We start from the raw sequence: 16,851 nt of genomic DNA on the forward strand, positions 1-16,851 counted from the left end.
TCTCTGATAAAACCCTTTTTACAAACAAAACTTTTTTGATCACTTGTAAGCTTTTTCTCTGTTTTTGTGTTGTTTTGGTAGTTTTCAGGCATTTTGCCATCTTGATTTTGTGGAGTTTTTGTCTTTTACATCTCTTTTTTGAGGAAAAATTAACTTTAAAACTACTTTATAAATACCTTTTTTAATCTCGCAAAGACGCAGTAGCGCCAAGTTTTCCTTTTATTTTCTCCACAAGCCTCTTCTGAAAACACATGTCCTAGCCCCGATAGTAGCGAAAATCCTTTTGTACCGGGGTTCGGTACAAAAGATTGTAGCGGATAGCGGGATCAAGCTCCTTATTAAATTCCAATCTTAAAAGAGATTCGACTTCGCTCTGGACAACAAACTTTTACTATTATAGTATACTTTTTTACTTAATACATTATATATAGAAAAAACAAACCCGGCAGGTTTTTAAAAAACTGCCGGGTTTGAGACCTATATATAGTAGAAAAACAAAAAACCGACAAGCTTCGAAACTTATCGGTTTTGTTTTTTCATTTTTTAAAGGTTTATTTCTTAGCAGAAAACTTCCAGTCAAATTCGTCTTTATCATTAATGGTAGCACCTATTTCGAATTTTACCACTTCTTCGAATTCGGTTTGCAGAATAAACCAATTGTCTTCATTGAAATAGTTTTCAAAAGTATCAAATGTTTCCTGATTGTATTTTGTAATTCCTTTAGTTGCCAGATCTTTTTTTACATCTGTAATTTTTCTTCCTATCAGTTTGAATCCAAAAACTTCCAGGTCATTACTGGAAGCAACTACATATCCCAATTTTAAATCTTCTTCCTGATAAAAGGTTAACCTTATTTTTTGAGCATTGTACACAAAAATCACATTATCGTCTTCGTCCTTATAATTCTTATCAGGTTTTCCTAAAACTGCTGTCACATCATTTTGCTTCATCCCGAAAAGCAATTTATCAATTCCTGATTTTAGATTTATTTTCATAACTGTCTATTTATTTTTTCAGATGCAAATTTCGTGAAGTTTTTTTCAAACTTCGCTATATTTGTTATTATTAATTTTGATAATTCTTTTTATTAGGCTTACTACTCATATAGAACGTGATTTTACCACCATTTATAATATCAGAATGTTTTAAGAAAGGTTTTGAAAGTTCTTTACCATTTAAAATCACTTTGCTTACAAACACATTTTTATCCGATTGATTTACGGTTTGTACTTCAAATGTTTTTCCATTTTCTAAATTTAAAACAGCATTCTTTACTAAGGGACTTCCTAACGCATATTCATCCGACCCTGGTGCAACCGGATAAAATCCTAAACTGCTAAAAATATACCAGGCACTCATTTGTCCAAAATCATCGTTTCCGCCTAAACCATCGGCACCATTTCGATACATTTTTTCAGAATCATTCTGATTTTGTCCTGTGCTTTCCATGGTGAATCTGTCCAGTTGTATAGATAAACCACATGATGTGATGGTTCGTTGCCGTGAACATAATTTCCAATAATTCCTTCTCTGGTGATATCTTCTGTATTTTCGAAATACTTATCAGGTAAGTGCATGTTGAACAAGGAATCTAACCTAACATTAAATCTGTCATTTCCACCCATCATTTTAATCATTTCGGCTGGATCTTGCGGAACGTACAAACTGTAATTCCATGAATTTCCTTCAATAAAACCTTGTCCATGCGTGTCCAGAGGATCAAACTCCTTTTTGAAAGTTCCATCATTTAATTTCGGGCGCATAAAACCGGTTTTGGCATCATAAACATTTTTATAGTTTTTTGATCTCTCTATAAATTCATTGTAGATATCTGTTTTACCTAATTTCTTTGCTGCCTGAGCAATCGCCCAATCGTCGTAAGCATATTCTAAAGTTTTAGAAACTGAAGAACCATTTTTATCTTCAGGAACGTAACCCATTTTCATATAATAATCCAAACCATCGTAATATGGAACTTTAGCAGTATTCACACAAGCCTGAATTGCTTTTTCTGAATCAAAATTAGCATTACCTTTTACAATAGCATCAGCCACTACAGAAACCGAATGATACCCAATCATACACCAGTTTTCATTAGCATAATGCGACCAGATCGGTAACATTTTATGTACGCTTTGATCCGCATGTACCAGCATAGAACTAATCATATCTGAGTTTCGGCTGGTTTGTACTATATTAAACAAAGGATGCAAAGCCCGATATGTGTCCCACAAAGAATAACTGGTATAGTTTTTAAAATTCTCCGCCTTATGGACATTCATATCCAGACCTTTGTAATTACCGTCAAGATCCATATATTCTGTAGGACCTAAGAAAGCGTGATACATCGCGGTGTAAAAATTCACGTAATCTTCTTTTTGAGTGGCATCAATCTGAATTTTATTGAGTTCGTTGTTCCATACTTCCTGACTCTGTTTTTTCACCTTTTCGAAATCCCAACCCGGAACTTCTTTTCTCATATTTTCTAATGCTCCTGCTGAACTCACCGGCGAAAGTGCCATCTTAATTTTTATCTTTTCTCCTTCTTCTGTATTAAAATCAAAAAACAATTTCAGATTTTGACCTGCCATTTCAGGAAAATTCTTTGTTTGATCAAATCTTCCCCAAAATCCTCTGTAAAAACTTTTTTCCTGTGTAGCCTGTCCATAGCTTTTGATTGATTTACTGAAAGACATAGCAAAATAAACTGTCCTGGTTCTTGCCCAGCCATTTGTCTGACGATATCCGGTAATTAACGTATCGTTTTCAACACGAATAAATGTCCACACATTTTTTTTGTCATAATTGTAAATACCGGAAGTCAAATCCAAAATAATATGAGCTTCGTCAGATTTTGGAAAAGTATACTGATGCACTCCAACACGTGTAGTAGCAGTGAGTTCTGCTTTGATATTATGATCTTCCAAAAACACACTATAATAAGCTGGCTCAGCTTTTTCTGTTGCATGAGAAAATGCAGATCGATATCCAGATAATGGTTTTGACGCAACTCCCGGATTCAATTGTAATTTTCCAGTCGTGGGCATAATTAGAAAATCTCCTAAATCTGAATGTCCTGTTCCGCTAAAATGTGTGTGACTAAAACCCACGATTGTTTTATCTTCATATTGATATCCTGCACAATACTTATAAACTTCTCCGTTGTATTTTCCGTTTAGGCTATAAGAGATTGTATCCGTTTCAGGGCTTAATTGCACACTCCCAAATGGTACTGTTGCGCCCGGATACGTGTGGCCCATTTTGGCAGTTCCAATCATTGGGTCAGCATATTGAATTAGGTTTCGCTTTTCGAATATTTTTTTCTGTGCCTTTATTTCATTCGTAAAACCAACAAACAAGATTGACAGTCCAAAAAGAAATCTTTGATAATTTACACTATTCATTATTATTTTTTTAATCATTTTTTATGCTTTCAAGATTATCAGTTAATTACTAAAACGATTTAATATTATTTTCAGATTAGAAAATTACAATAAATTATGCTTTATAAAAAATGACGTTAAAAGGTTTTAAATATCTTTGAAAAACAAAATGCTACTCATTATATGAAAAACTATTTTATACTTCTATACCTTTTTTATTCAATACTTTCTTTTGCTCAAAAAACCAACAGTTCTATATTAGACAAGAAGCAAATAACCCAGAGAGGACTAAATAATATTTCGAAGTTCCCTATCTATAAAGCGTATGAATATCAAGATAAAGACGGCATCTATAATGTAGTTTTATGCGAAAATCAAAAAAGCATTTCTAAAAAAGACAGTTTGAATACAAAAATTCAGGCCATTTGCGGAAAAAAAGATCATGCTGGCTTTCAGGAAAAATGGAGTATCAATGATTTACTTGAAAATACTGAACCTAAAGAAACCAACATCTGGTTCTGGACAAAATACTGCAGTACAAAAGATATTGATAGCGATGGATATGCTGAACCAATAATTGTTTATGGTACCAGAAATGACGATAACGAGATAAGACGTGTAAAAATCATTACTATTCATAAAAACAAAAAATATGTAATTCGGGCTGTTGAATGTGTCTTAGATGATTGCAGAAGTTTCAAAAAAGATGCTGATTGGAATCTGCTTCCTCAAAAAATAAAAATCTATATTGATAAATTGGTTGAAAAAATAAGACAGGATCAAGGCCTATTGCTAAAAGATGGATAACTTTTCAAATGTCAAAAATCAATATCAATGTCAATATCAAAAATCAATTTCAATTTCTGTCGAAATTTTTAATATTAGGTTTATATATCTTACCTCATAAACTGAATTGAAATCCGGACCTACAAAATTTATCGAGCCGATGGCTCTTTTAATTCTAAAGCTTTCGTTTTAAATTTTCTTTGACTTCGCCAAACCATTCGTTTTTTAAGATACTCAGAACTATGGAATCCCGACGTACATTGCTATCAGTGGTTGGCATGTGGCTACGTAAAACACCTTCTACTTTACAGCCAATACTTTTCATTGCAGCAATACTTCGCTCGTTATTATTATCAGCGCGGAATTCTACGCGTTCCAATCCGAGAGTTTCAAATGCAAATTGAAGCAATAAAAATTTACAATGTTTATTAAGTCCGGTTCCCCTAAATGCAGAACCGTACCAGGTATATCCTAATTGGAGAGTTTTAAAATCTAAGTTTATATCGTAAAAGCGGGTTGAACCTGCGTATTTTTGAGATTTTTTATCGAAAACTATAAAAGGAAATTCTTTTTTGGCTTCTCTTGCTTTTACAGCAGACTGAATATAATTGATGAGATTTTCTTTTCCGTCAGCGCCTACTAAAGAATATTTCCATGTTTCGGGCTCGTTGAGAGATATTTCTAATAAATTTTCAACGTCTGACCCCTGCAGGGAACGCAATAAAACAAAATCATCTTCTAAAACAATATTATCTGTGAAATCGAACGCTGATGTCATGAAGGAATTTTAAAATTATGGAAGAGAAAAGTTACTCGCTCATTTCGTCATAGCGTTCCGGAACTTGTGGATCATATAAAGGACATTTGAACTCTTCTAATAAATCTACCAGTTTGTTCATTGTTTTACCTTCGGTTCCGTAGCAGTCTATTTTAATGCTTTGTGGTGTGGTGATAATTTGAAAAGCACCTTTTCCTGTATTATTTTGCCAGCTGTTTTCATCCACTTTTTCCCATTCTGAGAAAACAGAACTAATTCGGTTAAGGATTATCTGTATGGGAATAATTTCAAGACCTTCAACTTCCTTCTTTTCAAGTAAAGCTTCATAAACTTCCTGATTGTTCAGGTAAATTTCGTCTAAATATCTCCAAAAAAGCAGTTCATACATATCTTTAAATTAAAAGATTAAAAGATTAAAACATTGAAAGATTAAAAAATTCAGATCTTGAAAATTATGGATAACCACTGTAATTCTTATGTAACTATAATTTTAGCCCCGATAGAAGTAAAAATCCTTTTGCTTTTTTCTTTAAAAAGCAAAAGATTGTAACGAATAGCGGGATTAGCTCCTAAAAAAGCTAATAGTTATATATTTTAATACTCGAAAGTTCCGTATTTGCTATTGATAGTCAGTTTTTTAGCATCAGCAGCTTCTACCCTTCCTACGATTTGTGCATCGACATTGAATGATTTTGAAATCTGGATAATATCCTGAGCAATATTTTCAGGAACGTAAATTTCCATACGGTGACCGCAGTTGAAAACCTGATACATTTCTTTCCAGTCGGTTTTTGATTGTTCCTGAATCAGTTTGAACAATGGCGGAACCGGAAATAAATTGTCTTTTATAATATGTAAATTTTGAACGAAATGTAAAATTTTAGTCTGTGCTCCTCCACTGCAATGCACCATTCCGTGAATTTCGTTTGGTGTATAGTTATCTAAAATTTTCTTGATAATTGGCGCATACGTTCTGGTTGGCGAAAGCACCAACTGACCTGCGTTTATTGGACTGTTTTCTACAGCATCAGTCAAATTAACCTGACCTGAATAAATCAATTCTTCAGGAACAAGGGCATCAAAACTTTCAGGATATTTTTTAGCTAAATATTTCCCGAAAACATCGTGACGTGCAGATGTTAATCCGTTGCTCCCCATTCCGCCATTATAGCTTTTTTCGTAAGTTGCCTGACCAAAAGAAGCCAAACCAACGATTACGTCTCCAGCCTGAATATTTGCATTGTCTACGACATTGGAGCGTTTCATACGGGCTGTAACGGTTGAATCTACAATAATAGTACGAACCACATCTCCAACATCAGCAGTTTCTCCTCCTGTTGAATGAATGGTTACTCCGAAAGATTTTAATTCGTTGATTAATTCTTCTGTTCCGTTAATGATTGCAGAGATAACTTCGGCAGGAATTAAATTTTTGTTTCTTCCAATAGTGGAAGAAAGCAGAATATTATCGGTTGCTCCAACACATAACAAATCATCAATATTCATAATTAAAGCATCCTGCGCAATTCCTTTCCAGACTGAAATATCTCCGGTTTCTTTCCAATACATATAAGCCAAAGACGATTTTGTACCGGCTCCGTCAGCATGCATAATCAGGCAGTATTCTTCGTCCTGCGTTAAATAATCAGGGACAATTTTACAGAATGCCTGCGGAAATAAACCTTTATCAATATTTTTTATGGCGTTGTGTACGTCTTCTTTTGATGCCGAAACACCTCTTTGTGCGTACCTTTTGCTAGAATCTGAACTCATGAAACTTAGTTTGTGTTGAATGTGGTGCAAAGATAATCCCTTTTTTTAATTCTTTGATGATTCGTAAGTTTGATTCACAAAAAAAACCAATCAGGCATAAAATATTACCATTCAATTTCTTTTAATCCCTTTGCTTTCAGGAAAGTATTGGTCTGGCTAAAATGTTTGTTTCCAAACCAAAATCCTCTGTTTGCACTTAAAGGCGAAGGATGTCCTGATTTTAAAATATGATGTTTTGAAGCATCAATCAAAGCCGCTTTTTTTTGTGCAAAACCTCCCCAAAGCAGGAAAATAACATTTTCTTTTTCAGCAGAAATTTGTTTGATAACGGCATCAGTGAATTTTTCCCACCCCTTTCCCTGGTGGCTGCCGGCTTCAGATTGTCGAACTGTCAACGTCGCATTTAAAAGAAAAACACCCTGATCTGCCCAACGTTCTAAATTTCCTGTTTTAGGAAGCGGTTTACCTAAATCCGTTTCAATCTCTTTGAATATATTATACAGGGATGGAGGAAAAGGAATCCCGTCATTGACAGAAAAACACAAACCATTCGCCTGATTAGGACCGTGATAAGGATCCTGACCTATAATCACCACTTTTACCTGATCAAAATGGCAATGATCAAAAGCTGAAAAAATCTGGCTTCCTTTTGGATAACAGACTTTCGTCGTGTATTCAGATTTTACGAAAGAAATCAATTCGGTGAAATATGGTTTTTCAAATTCTTCATTCAAAACGGGCTTCCATGAATCATGCATTTTAACGTCCATAGTTTTTTTATGCGAATTTCAGGATTTTTTTATTGAAATCATATCTGAAGCGAATAAAATAACACCTATAAACTTTACAACATTCATTGCTACTATTTTTGTATTTTTGTCTTCACTTTCTTAAAGAAATTAAATGATTAGTATTACCGAAAAAACATTACAAGACTTACAATTTCCAACAGTACTCGAAACCATCTCAGCCGGTTGTAATACAGACATAGGAAAAGAAAAAGCTTTAGAAATAACACCATTTAGAGATAAAGAAACTTTGATGCAGGCCTTGATGCAGACATCTGAATATGTTTCATCTTTTGAAAATAACAACGCCATTCCGAATCACGGATTTGACGCCATCACGCATGAGATTAAGTTTTTGGCCATTGAAGACAGCTTTCTTGAAGTGGGAAGTTTCAGGAAAATTGCCAATCTTTCTGCAACGACAAATGTCTTATTGAATTTCTTACGCAAGTTTGATGACTATTATCCAAACCTAAATGCAAGGGCATCACGTGTTGAACTGACCAAAGATATCATAACTTCGATTGACGCAATTGTAGATAAATACGGAGAAATAAAAGACAATGCTTCTCCTGCTTTATTAAGTATTCGCCAAAACATGAATTTGGTTCGCGGTAAAGTAAACCAAAGTTTTGGTGTTGCATTAACCCAGTACAATGGTTTAGGTTATCTGGATGATATTAAAGAAAGCTTTGTGCAAAATCGTCGGGTTTTGGCAGTTTTAGCCATGTATCGCCGTAAAGTAAAAGGTTCTATTTTAGGAAGCTCTAAAACCGGAAGTATTGCTTATATCGAACCTGAAGCTACACTGAAATATTCTCGTGAATTAGCCAATTTAGAATACGAAGAGAAAGAAGAAATTACCCGAATTTTAAAGAATTTATCAAATGTAATTCGTCCATTCCTTCCTTTGTTGATTGAATATCAGGACTTTTTAAGTGATATTGATGTCGTTGCCGGAAAAGCAAAATATGCTAACAGAATTAATGGAATACTTCCAACAATTACTGAAGAAAGAAGATTGTTCTTTAGAGAAGCGTATCATCCTATTTTGTATCTGAACAACAAACAAAAACAAGAAGTTACGCATCCGCAGACCATTGAATTAAAACAAGATAACCGAATAATTGTGATTTCCGGACCAAACGCGGGAGGAAAAACCATTTCGCTTAAAACTGTTGGTTTATTGCAATTAATGCTGCAATCCGGAATGTTAATTCCGGTTCATGAGCGAAGTGAAACTTTTTTGTTTGACAGAATCTTAACTGATATTGGAGATAATCAGTCCATTGAAAATCATTTAAGTACTTACAGCTACCGATTAAAAAACATGAATTATTTCTTGAAGAAATGTAATCATAAGACCATGTTTTTGATTGACGAGTTTGGTACAGGTTCAGATCCTGAACTGGGTGGTGCTCTGGCAGAAATTTTCCTTGAAGAATTTTATCATCGTGAAGCGTTCGGAATTATCACTACGCATTACTCCAATTTAAAGATTTTGGCTAACGAATTACCATATGCAACGAATGCCAATATGATGTTTGATGAAAAATCACTCGAACCGATGTACAAACTGGCTTTAGGTCAGGCCGGAAGTTCGTTTACTTTTGAAGTTGCGTTGAAAAATGGAATTCCGTTTGGACTGATTAATCGTGCGAAAAAGAAAATTGAAGTTGGAAAAGTTCGTTTTGATAAAACTATTGCTACCCTTCAAAAAGAAAGATCGAAACTGGAAAAAACTTCTCTGAATTTAAAAGAGGAAGAAACCAGAGCGCGTGAAGAAAGCAAAAAAATGGAAAACATCAATGTAAAAATCAAACAGAAACTGGAAAGCTATCAGGAATTGTATGACAGCAACCAAAAGACGATTTACATTGGCCAGAAAATTGAAGATATTTCAGAGAAATATTTCAACAATAAAAACAAAAAAGAGCTTATTGGAGAATTTTTGAAAATCATAGAAATTGAAAATTCAAAACGTAAAAAAGCAACCCCTAAAGAAGCCAAAGCCATAATCGAAAAGAAAAAAGAAGTTGTTGCTGAAGTTGCTGTACAAGTTGAAGAAATCCGAAAAGAGAAAAAAGAAAAGAAACTAAAACCAGTTGTAGAAAAACCAAAACCAATTTTGAAAGTTGGGGATCGCGTTAGAATGCTCGACGGAAAATCTGTGGGAAGTATCGACTCTATCGAAAAAAACAAAGCAACAGTTAATTACGGGATTTTTACTTCGAAAGTGAGTCTGGATGAATTGGAGTTGGTTGAAGCTGCGAAGAAATAACCAATATAAAGACCTGAAATCAGAAAACTTATAGCAAATGCTAAATCTTCCAGTAAATAAAAAAATAATTCTCTTTGACGGAGTTTGCAATTTATGCGACAGTTCCCTTCAGTTTATCATTAAACATGATAAAAAAGATATGTTTAGATTCGTAGCTCTCCAATCAGAATTAGGGATTGGGATTTGTAATTATATTGGTGTAGACAGAACAAAAATTGATAGCATTATTTTGTACAATCCCGGTGTTGCTTACTACTACAAATCTTCAGCTGTTATTGAAATTGCTGAAGAATTAGGCGGGGTTTACAGTTTGATATCCATTTTTAAAATTCTTCCGGAGAAACTTCGAAATTATATTTACGATTATATTGCCAAGAACAGGTATAAATGGTATGGCAAAAAAGAAAGCTGTATGATTCCGACACCTGAATTGAAAGCTAAGTTTTTGTGAACTAATTTACTAATTGGAAACGAACGCTGTAAAGAAACAAACTGATAAAATAAATTATACCTGAAAATATAATTTACAAATGATTTTCTTACTTAAATTTAATTTGTACATTTCTGAACTAAACCAATCAGATGAAAATATCAAAATTAATTCCACTAATCCTTTTATTTGCAAGTACCGATTTGTTAGCTCAGTTAACGAATACTAAAGAAATTGATCCTCTTACTTTAGAAAAAGAAAGAAAAATTAGAAGTAAAAATAACATTAGCGAAAGCTTTGAGTACACTCATCAATTGAGGAGCAAAGACAGTATCCTGAAGTCTCATAAAACATTTAATAAGAATGGTGAGTTGCTTACCAAAACGGTATTCTCTTCAAAACAAGATACCATAAACCACGTTGTGTATGAATATGAAGGAGAAAAAGTAGTGAAATCACATATACTTAGCAAAGATAAAAATAAGCTGGTTTTTTTAGACATCCGAAACTATTCTTATGATAAAAATGGAAACAACATCGATATACAATTCATTAATAAAGATGGAGATACAATTTATCAAAAAATAGACTACTACAGCACTAATTTAAAAAAGACGCTCCAAACAAAATGGCAGAATAAAACAGATTTTTCTATTACAGAAGAATATTTTTATTCTAATAATAATTTAATTAAAACAAAAACATATCTCCCAAATGAGAAGTTATTTTCTGAGACAGCCTATCAATATGATAATCTTGGAAATTTAGTGAGTAATTACAGATTAGTAAACGAAAAAAAAGACATTATTAATTTTTACAAATATGACAGAAATAATAATTTAATCGAAAGTAGTTTTAAAATTTTATCTAATAATTATCCTAATCTTTATAAAACAAAATACGAATACGACAAGAATAAAAATGTCATAAAAGAATACCATACCGGAGATAAGAATCTTAAATCTGTTCATACCATTTCTTATAAAAAATTTGAATAACTATTTTCACTAATAATGGACAAAAAAAAGGATGCTAAATTTTTAGCATCCTTTATCTATTAAAATATCAACAAGATTTACCTAATCAATTTTCTATATTTCAAACGTTTTGGAGTTAAATCACCACCAAGACGTTTCTTCTTGTTTTCTTCATAATCAGAGAAACTTCCTTCGAAGAAATAAACTTCAGAATCTCCTTCAAAAGCCAGAATGTGCGTACAGATTCTGTCTAAGAACCATCTGTCGTGCGAAATAATTACAGCACAACCTGCAAAATTCTCTAAACCTTCTTCAAGTGCACGAAGGGTGTTTACGTCAAGGTCGTTCGTTGGCTCATCCAGTAACAATACGTTTCCTTCTTCTTTTAAAGTCATTGCTAAGTGCAAACGGTTACGTTCTCCACCAGAAAGCATTGAAACTTTTTTGTTTTGCTCGCCTCCTCCAAAGTTGAAACGAGATAAATATGCTCTGGAATTCACCTGTTTTCCTCCCATCATAATCAATTCCTGACCATCTGCGAAGTTTTCCCAGATAGATTTATTCGGATCAATATTAGAGTGGGACTGATCTACATAAGCGATTTTCACTGTTTCTCCAACAGAAAATTCTCCACTGTCAGTAGCCTGTTCTCCCATGATCATTTTGAAAATGGTAGATTTACCAGCACCATTTGGTCCGATAATTCCAACGATTCCCGCTTGTGGCAAAGTAAAGTTCAAATTATCGTATAATAATTTTTCACCAAAAGCTTTTGCTACATTTTTAGCTTCAATAACATTTGTTCCTAAACGTGGACCATTTGGGATATAGATTTCCAGATTTTCATCCAGTTGTTTTTGATCTTCGTTCAATAATTTATCGTAATTCTGTAAACGTGCTTTTTGTTTGGTCTGACGACCTTTTGCTCCCTGACGAACCCAGTCAAGCTCACGCTCCAAAGTTTTTCTTCGTTTAGAAGCTACTTTTTCTTCCTGAGCCATACGGTTTGATTTTTGATCTAACCAAGAAGAATAGTTTCCTTTCCATGGAATACCTTCGCCTCTATCCAATTCAAGAATCCAACCCGCAACATTATCCAGGAAATAACGGTCGTGCGTTACGGCAATTACAGTTCCGGCATATTGTGCTAAATGCTGCTCTAGCCATAAAACTGATTCAGCATCAAGGTGGTTGGTTGGCTCATCCAGAAGCAAAACATCCGGTTGTTGCAATAACAAACGACATAAAGCTACACGACGACGCTCACCTCCTGAAAGATTTTTTATTGGCGTATCTCCTTCCGGCGTACGCAAAGCATCCATTGCGATTTCTAATTTGGTATCGATTTCCCAGGCACCAAGAGCATCAATTTTGTCTTGTAAAACTGCCTGACGATCCATTAGTTTGTCCATTTTATCTGGATCTGAATAATTTTCTTCAAGACCAAACAAATCATTGATATCATTATATTCTTTAAGAACAGCCATTGTTTCAGCGGCTCCTTCCTGAACAATTTCTAAAACTGTTTTAGAATCATCCAAAATTGGTTCCTGCTCTAAATATCCAACAGTGTAACCCGGTTGAAAAACCACATCTCCCTGATAGTTTTTATCAACTCCTGCAATAATCTTTAAAAGAGAAGATTTTCCTGAACCGTTAAGCCCCAAAATACCAATTTTAGCTCCGTAAAAGAAACTAAGGTAAATATTCTTAAGAACCGGTTTATCTGCTCCCTGATAGGTTTTACTCAATTTTTGCATTGAGAATATGACCTTTTTATCGTCTGACATTTGTTTTATTTTTTATTTTAATTAATTATTTTTTATTGATTAAATATTGCGATTGATTTTTGCAATTATATACAATTTTGTTACACTCTACCTTTTAAAGCATTAAATACCCAGGCATTGGCTAAAAATCCTACTCCTGTTGCTGCAAATCCCCAGCCTGATATTTCACTGTATCTGAAAGCACCAAGACCTATTAGTAACAATCCCATGATTACCATTATAAAAGTAGCCCATCCTAAAACGGTATTTTTATTCATTCCCATAATTGTGTAATTAATTTAAAGTGGTATTATTTTTAGAAATGCAAATATCGTGAATTTTCACGGCTTAATTAAAAATTTTATACAGCATTTCTTTTAGCAAATCAGATTGAGGCAAAGCATTAGCACCAACACCTTTACTTTTTACATCAATATCTCTTAAAGCTCCCACAATCTGGCTTACTTTTCTCATTGGATAGTTCTTGACTGCTAAATCATATTCTTTCAAAAAATAAGGATTTACACCAATTGCTGCAGCTACATTTTTAGGGTTTTTATCTTTTAGTCCATGGTATTTTAAAAGTTGTATAAAAAAACCAAAAACTAATCCGGTTGTCATTACTAACGGATATTCTTTAGGATTATGAGCAAAATTCTCTGCAATTTTATACGCTTTGAGCTGGTTACGTTCACCAATTGCTTTTCGAAGTTCAAAAACATTATAGTCTTTACTGAAACCAATATTTTCTTCAATATGTTCAGCCGTAATCATGGTTCCTTGCGGTAAAATAATTTGCAGTTTTTCAAGTTCATTATTGATTTTACTCAAATCTGTCCCTAAAAACTCTACTAACATTGCATTCGCTTTGGGATCAATTGTATATTTTTTTCCGGCCAAAACACGTTTTATCCAATCGCCAACCTGATTTTCGTATAACTTTTTGCTTTCATAAACGATTCCGTTTTGTGCTAATAATTTAGTCACTTTTTTACGTTTGTCCAGCGTTTTATATTTATAACAAAAAACCAAAACCGTTGTTTCCATTGGATTATTGACATAGGATTCAATTTTATCAATTGTTCTTGATAAATCCTGAGCTTCTTTTACGATAACCACCTGACGGTCTGCCATCATTGGATAGCGCTTTGCTGTAGAAACTATATCTTCTACAGAAACATCTCTGCCATATAATACCGTTTGGTTAAACCCTTTTTCTTCTTCAGCAAGGATATTCTGCTCAATATATTCCGACAATTTATCAATATAATAAGGTTCTTCACCCATTAAAAAATAAATTGGCTTTATATTTCCCGCTTTTATATCATTAACAATTTTTACAACTTCGTCCATTCAAATGTATGTTCAAGTTTCAGGTTTTACGTTTGTTTCAATAACTTGAAACTTTAAACTTGAAACCTGAAACTATTTTAATTATTTTTGCGTTATGCAGCGATTAAACTTTCCAATCTATAATTTTCGATTCAAAAATAACGAAAATAAAGTGTCTATTTTTGATGAAATCAGAAAAAAATTTATAATTCTTACCCCGGAAGAATGGGTTCGTCAGCATGTTGTTCATTATTTAATGAATGAAAAAAAATATCCAAAATCACTCATAAACGTCGAGAAAGTTTTAACTATCAACGGATTAAAAAAAAGGTACGATGTCGTGGTTTTTAATTCGGATGGTACTATACATATATTGGTAGAATGCAAAGCACCCGAAGTAAAGATATCTCAGGCAACTTTTGATCAGATTGCCCGTTATAATATGACAATGCAGGCACGGTTTTTGAAAGTCACAAACGGTCTGAATCATTATTACTGTCAGATGGATTTTGAAAACGAAAAATATGAGTTTTTAAAATCGCTGCCAGATTACAAGGAGATTTATTAAATTATAAAAAAGATTACTTTTGAATAAAATTGCAGTTGTTATTTTAAATTGGAATGGAATAAAATTATTAGAACAATTTTTGCCATCAGTAATTCAATTTTCTCAAGATGCTGTTGTATATGTAGCAGATAATGCTTCTACAGATAATTCAATTCAATTTGTACAGGATAATTTTCCTTCTGTAAAAATTATAAAAAACTCTGGAAATCATGGTTTTGCCAAAGGCTACAATGATGCATTAAAAGCTGTCGATGCCGAGATTTATGCTTTAATTAATTCAGATATTGAAGTAACTGAAAATTGGTTAAATCCTATTATAGAAACCTTTCATAACGAAAAAAACACCGCTATTATTCAGCCTAAAATACTTGATTTTAAAAACAAAGAATATTTTGAATATGCCGGAGCCGCCGGAGGATTTATTGATAAATATGGATATCCGTTTTGTAGAGGCCGAATTTTTGACACTATAGAAAAAGACAAAGGTCAATATGATGATAATTGCGAAATATTCTGGGCATCAGGCGCTTGTTTTTTTATAAGAAAACAAGTTTATGATGAATTAGAAGGATTTGATGAATCTTTTTTTGCACATCAGGAAGAGATTGATTTATGCTGGCGTGCTTTAAACGAAGGACATACTATTAAATATAATTCTCAATCTGTTGTTTATCATGTTGGAGGCGCTACTCTTCAGCATGGAAATCCTAAAAAAACTTACTTGAATTTTAGAAATTCATTATTGATGATGGTTAAAAATCTTCCGAAAAAAGGATTATTTTTTATTATTTTCTTCAGAATGGTTCTTGATGGAATTGCAGGAGTAAGATTTTTAACACAAGGAAAATTTAAACACACACTTGCTATTTTACATGCCCATTTTTCATTTTATTGTGTTTCATTCATTTACCTGAAAAAGAGAAAAGATTTTCAAATGCAAAAATACTACACTCTAAAAAGTGTCGTTTTCATATATTATATAAAGAAATTGATTTTTTTTAAAGAAATCTTTAACATTAATCAAAATATTAAAAACTAAATTTGTAAATAACGTCTAATTAAATTTAACATCTATGAGAAAAATAGTAATCGCACTATCAGTATTAATGGCTTTAACGTCGTGTGTTTCAAAAAAGAAATATGCAGAATTGGAAGCTAAGAACAAAGAGGTTCAGGATTTATTAAATTCTTGTACTGTAAAATTGAATACCTGTCTGGAAGAAAAAGCTGGTTTAGCTGCTACAGCTCAAAGCTATAAAGAGCACAATCAAGATTTGATCAGTTCTTCAAAAGATTTAACTGTATTGACAACAAAAGGTGCTGAAAACCTTGAAAAATCTTTAGAAAGCCTAAAAGAAAAAGATCTTAAAATATCCAGACTTCAGGATGCTCTTACTAAAAAAGACAGTGTAACTTTAGCATTAGTTACAAGTTTAAAAGGTGCTGTAGGAATCTCTGATCCGGATATCGAAATCAATGTAGAAAAAGGAGTTGTATTTATTTCTATCGCTGATAAATTGTTATTTAAAAGCGGAAGTTATGATGTAACTGACAAAGCTAAAACTGTTTTAGCTAAAGTTGCAAAAGTAGTAAATGACAAACCTGATTTTGAGTGTATGGTTGAAGGTCATACTGATAATGTTCCATACAAAAGCAATGGGGTTTTACTTGACAACTGGGATTTAAGTGTAAAACGTTCTACTTCAATTGTTAGAGTATTAACAAATGATTTAGGAGTTAATCCAGCTAAATTAATTGCTGCAGGTAGAAGTTCTTATGTTCCGTTAGTAGCGAACGATACTCCTGAAAACAAAGGAAAAAACAGAAGAACACGTATTGTTGTTATGCCAAAAATCGATCAGTTCTATGATATGATTGAAAAAGAGATGAAAAAACAGGCAAAATAATTATAGTTCATACAGGATTATACAGAAAAAGCAGGTCAATGACCTGCTTTTTTAGTACCCTGCAAGGATAAACTATTTT

The 16,851-nt window shown here is 33.0% G+C and carries 15 protein-coding genes and 1 pseudogene; 7 read left to right on the top strand and 9 right to left on the bottom strand.

The window, feature by feature from the left end:
• Positions 1–551: 551 nt before the first annotated feature.
• The gene (locus DMB68_RS18150) at positions 552–995 is read right to left on the bottom strand and encodes a hypothetical protein (RefSeq protein ID WP_110348059.1); all 444 of its coding nucleotides are present in this window, start codon (positions 993–995) and stop codon (positions 552–554) included.
• Positions 996–1,065: 70 nt separating this feature from the next.
• Positions 1,066–3,404, bottom strand: a pseudogene (locus tag DMB68_RS18155) (GH92 family glycosyl hydrolase).
• A 162-nt stretch (positions 3,405–3,566) separates the two neighbouring features.
• Here DMB68_RS18155 and DMB68_RS18160 point away from each other — a divergent pair.
• Complete coding sequence (locus tag DMB68_RS18160; RefSeq protein ID WP_110348060.1) at positions 3,567–4,190, top strand: M949_RS01915 family surface polysaccharide biosynthesis protein; 624 nt, start codon at positions 3,567–3,569, stop codon at positions 4,188–4,190.
• Between the two features lie 154 nt (positions 4,191–4,344).
• Here DMB68_RS18160 and DMB68_RS18165 read toward each other — a convergent pair whose 3' ends face one another.
• The 4 genes from DMB68_RS18165 to DMB68_RS18180 all read right to left on the bottom strand — a co-directional run bounded on the left by DMB68_RS18165 (position 4,345) and on the right by DMB68_RS18180 (position 7,490).
• A complete protein-coding gene (locus tag DMB68_RS18165; RefSeq protein ID WP_110348061.1) occupies positions 4,345–4,947 on the bottom strand; it encodes a GNAT family N-acetyltransferase in 603 nt (200 codons plus the stop codon).
• Between the two features lie 31 nt (positions 4,948–4,978).
• The gene (locus tag DMB68_RS18170; protein WP_110348062.1) at positions 4,979–5,335 is read right to left on the bottom strand and encodes a hypothetical protein; all 357 of its coding nucleotides are present in this window, start codon (positions 5,333–5,335) and stop codon (positions 4,979–4,981) included.
• 206 nt (positions 5,336–5,541) lie between these two features.
• A complete protein-coding gene (locus DMB68_RS18175) occupies positions 5,542–6,720 on the bottom strand; it encodes an AIR synthase related protein (protein ID WP_110348063.1) in 1,179 nt (392 codons plus the stop codon).
• Between the two features lie 104 nt (positions 6,721–6,824).
• On the bottom strand, positions 6,825–7,490 hold the full coding sequence (locus DMB68_RS18180; RefSeq protein ID WP_110348064.1) for a uracil-DNA glycosylase: 666 nt from the start codon (positions 7,488–7,490) through the stop codon (positions 6,825–6,827).
• A gap of 133 nt (positions 7,491–7,623) precedes the next feature.
• Here DMB68_RS18180 and DMB68_RS18185 point away from each other — a divergent pair, with 133 nt between their 5' ends.
• The 3 genes from DMB68_RS18185 to DMB68_RS18195 all read left to right on the top strand — a co-directional run bounded on the left by DMB68_RS18185 (position 7,624) and on the right by DMB68_RS18195 (position 11,217).
• Complete coding sequence (locus tag DMB68_RS18185; RefSeq protein WP_110348065.1) at positions 7,624–9,789, top strand: endonuclease MutS2; 2,166 nt, start codon at positions 7,624–7,626, stop codon at positions 9,787–9,789.
• A gap of 37 nt (positions 9,790–9,826) precedes the next feature.
• Positions 9,827–10,240, top strand: a complete 414-nt coding sequence (locus DMB68_RS18190; RefSeq protein ID WP_110348066.1) for a thiol-disulfide oxidoreductase DCC family protein — start codon at positions 9,827–9,829, stop codon at positions 10,238–10,240.
• Positions 10,241–10,371: 131 nt separating this feature from the next.
• The gene (locus DMB68_RS18195) at positions 10,372–11,217 is read left to right on the top strand and encodes a hypothetical protein (RefSeq protein WP_110348067.1); all 846 of its coding nucleotides are present in this window, start codon (positions 10,372–10,374) and stop codon (positions 11,215–11,217) included.
• Between the two features lie 77 nt (positions 11,218–11,294).
• On the opposite strand, the gene ettA is transcribed toward DMB68_RS18195, so the two are convergent.
• The 3 genes from ettA to holA form a co-directional block, all read right to left on the bottom strand.
• Positions 11,295–12,986 carry an energy-dependent translational throttle protein EttA gene (gene ettA / locus DMB68_RS18200; RefSeq protein ID WP_110348068.1) on the bottom strand — a complete coding sequence of 564 codons (1,692 nt, stop codon included), beginning with the start codon at positions 12,984–12,986 and terminating at the stop codon, positions 11,295–11,297.
• Between the two features lie 80 nt (positions 12,987–13,066).
• A complete protein-coding gene (locus tag DMB68_RS18205) occupies positions 13,067–13,243 on the bottom strand; it encodes a CAL67264 family membrane protein (protein WP_110348390.1) in 177 nt (58 codons plus the stop codon).
• Between the two features lie 70 nt (positions 13,244–13,313).
• Positions 13,314–14,318: a DNA polymerase III subunit delta gene (gene holA / locus DMB68_RS18210; RefSeq protein ID WP_110348069.1), complete on the bottom strand. Its 1,005-nt coding sequence runs from the start codon at positions 14,316–14,318 to the stop codon at positions 13,314–13,316.
• A gap of 94 nt (positions 14,319–14,412) precedes the next feature.
• Here holA and DMB68_RS18215 point away from each other — a divergent pair, with 94 nt between their 5' ends.
• Genes DMB68_RS18215 through DMB68_RS18225 form a run of 3 tightly spaced genes read left to right on the top strand, consistent with a single transcriptional unit; the run spans position 14,413 to position 16,772 of the window.
• Positions 14,413–14,865 carry a type I restriction enzyme HsdR N-terminal domain-containing protein gene (locus tag DMB68_RS18215; RefSeq protein WP_110348070.1) on the top strand — a complete coding sequence of 151 codons (453 nt, stop codon included), beginning with the start codon at positions 14,413–14,415 and terminating at the stop codon, positions 14,863–14,865.
• Positions 14,866–14,884: 19 nt separating this feature from the next.
• Positions 14,885–15,904 (top strand): glycosyltransferase family 2 protein, encoded by a 1,020-nt coding sequence (locus DMB68_RS18220; RefSeq protein WP_110348071.1) that lies wholly within the window; start codon positions 14,885–14,887, stop codon positions 15,902–15,904.
• A 34-nt stretch (positions 15,905–15,938) separates the two neighbouring features.
• On the top strand, positions 15,939–16,772 hold the full coding sequence (locus DMB68_RS18225; protein WP_110348072.1) for an OmpA/MotB family protein: 834 nt from the start codon (positions 15,939–15,941) through the stop codon (positions 16,770–16,772).
• Positions 16,773–16,851: the final 79 nt, after the last annotated feature.

Origin of the sequence: Flavobacterium hydrophilum, from assembly GCF_003202405.1 — a bacterium.
Classification (GTDB): Bacteria; Bacteroidota; Bacteroidia; order Flavobacteriales; family Flavobacteriaceae; genus Flavobacterium; species Flavobacterium hydrophilum.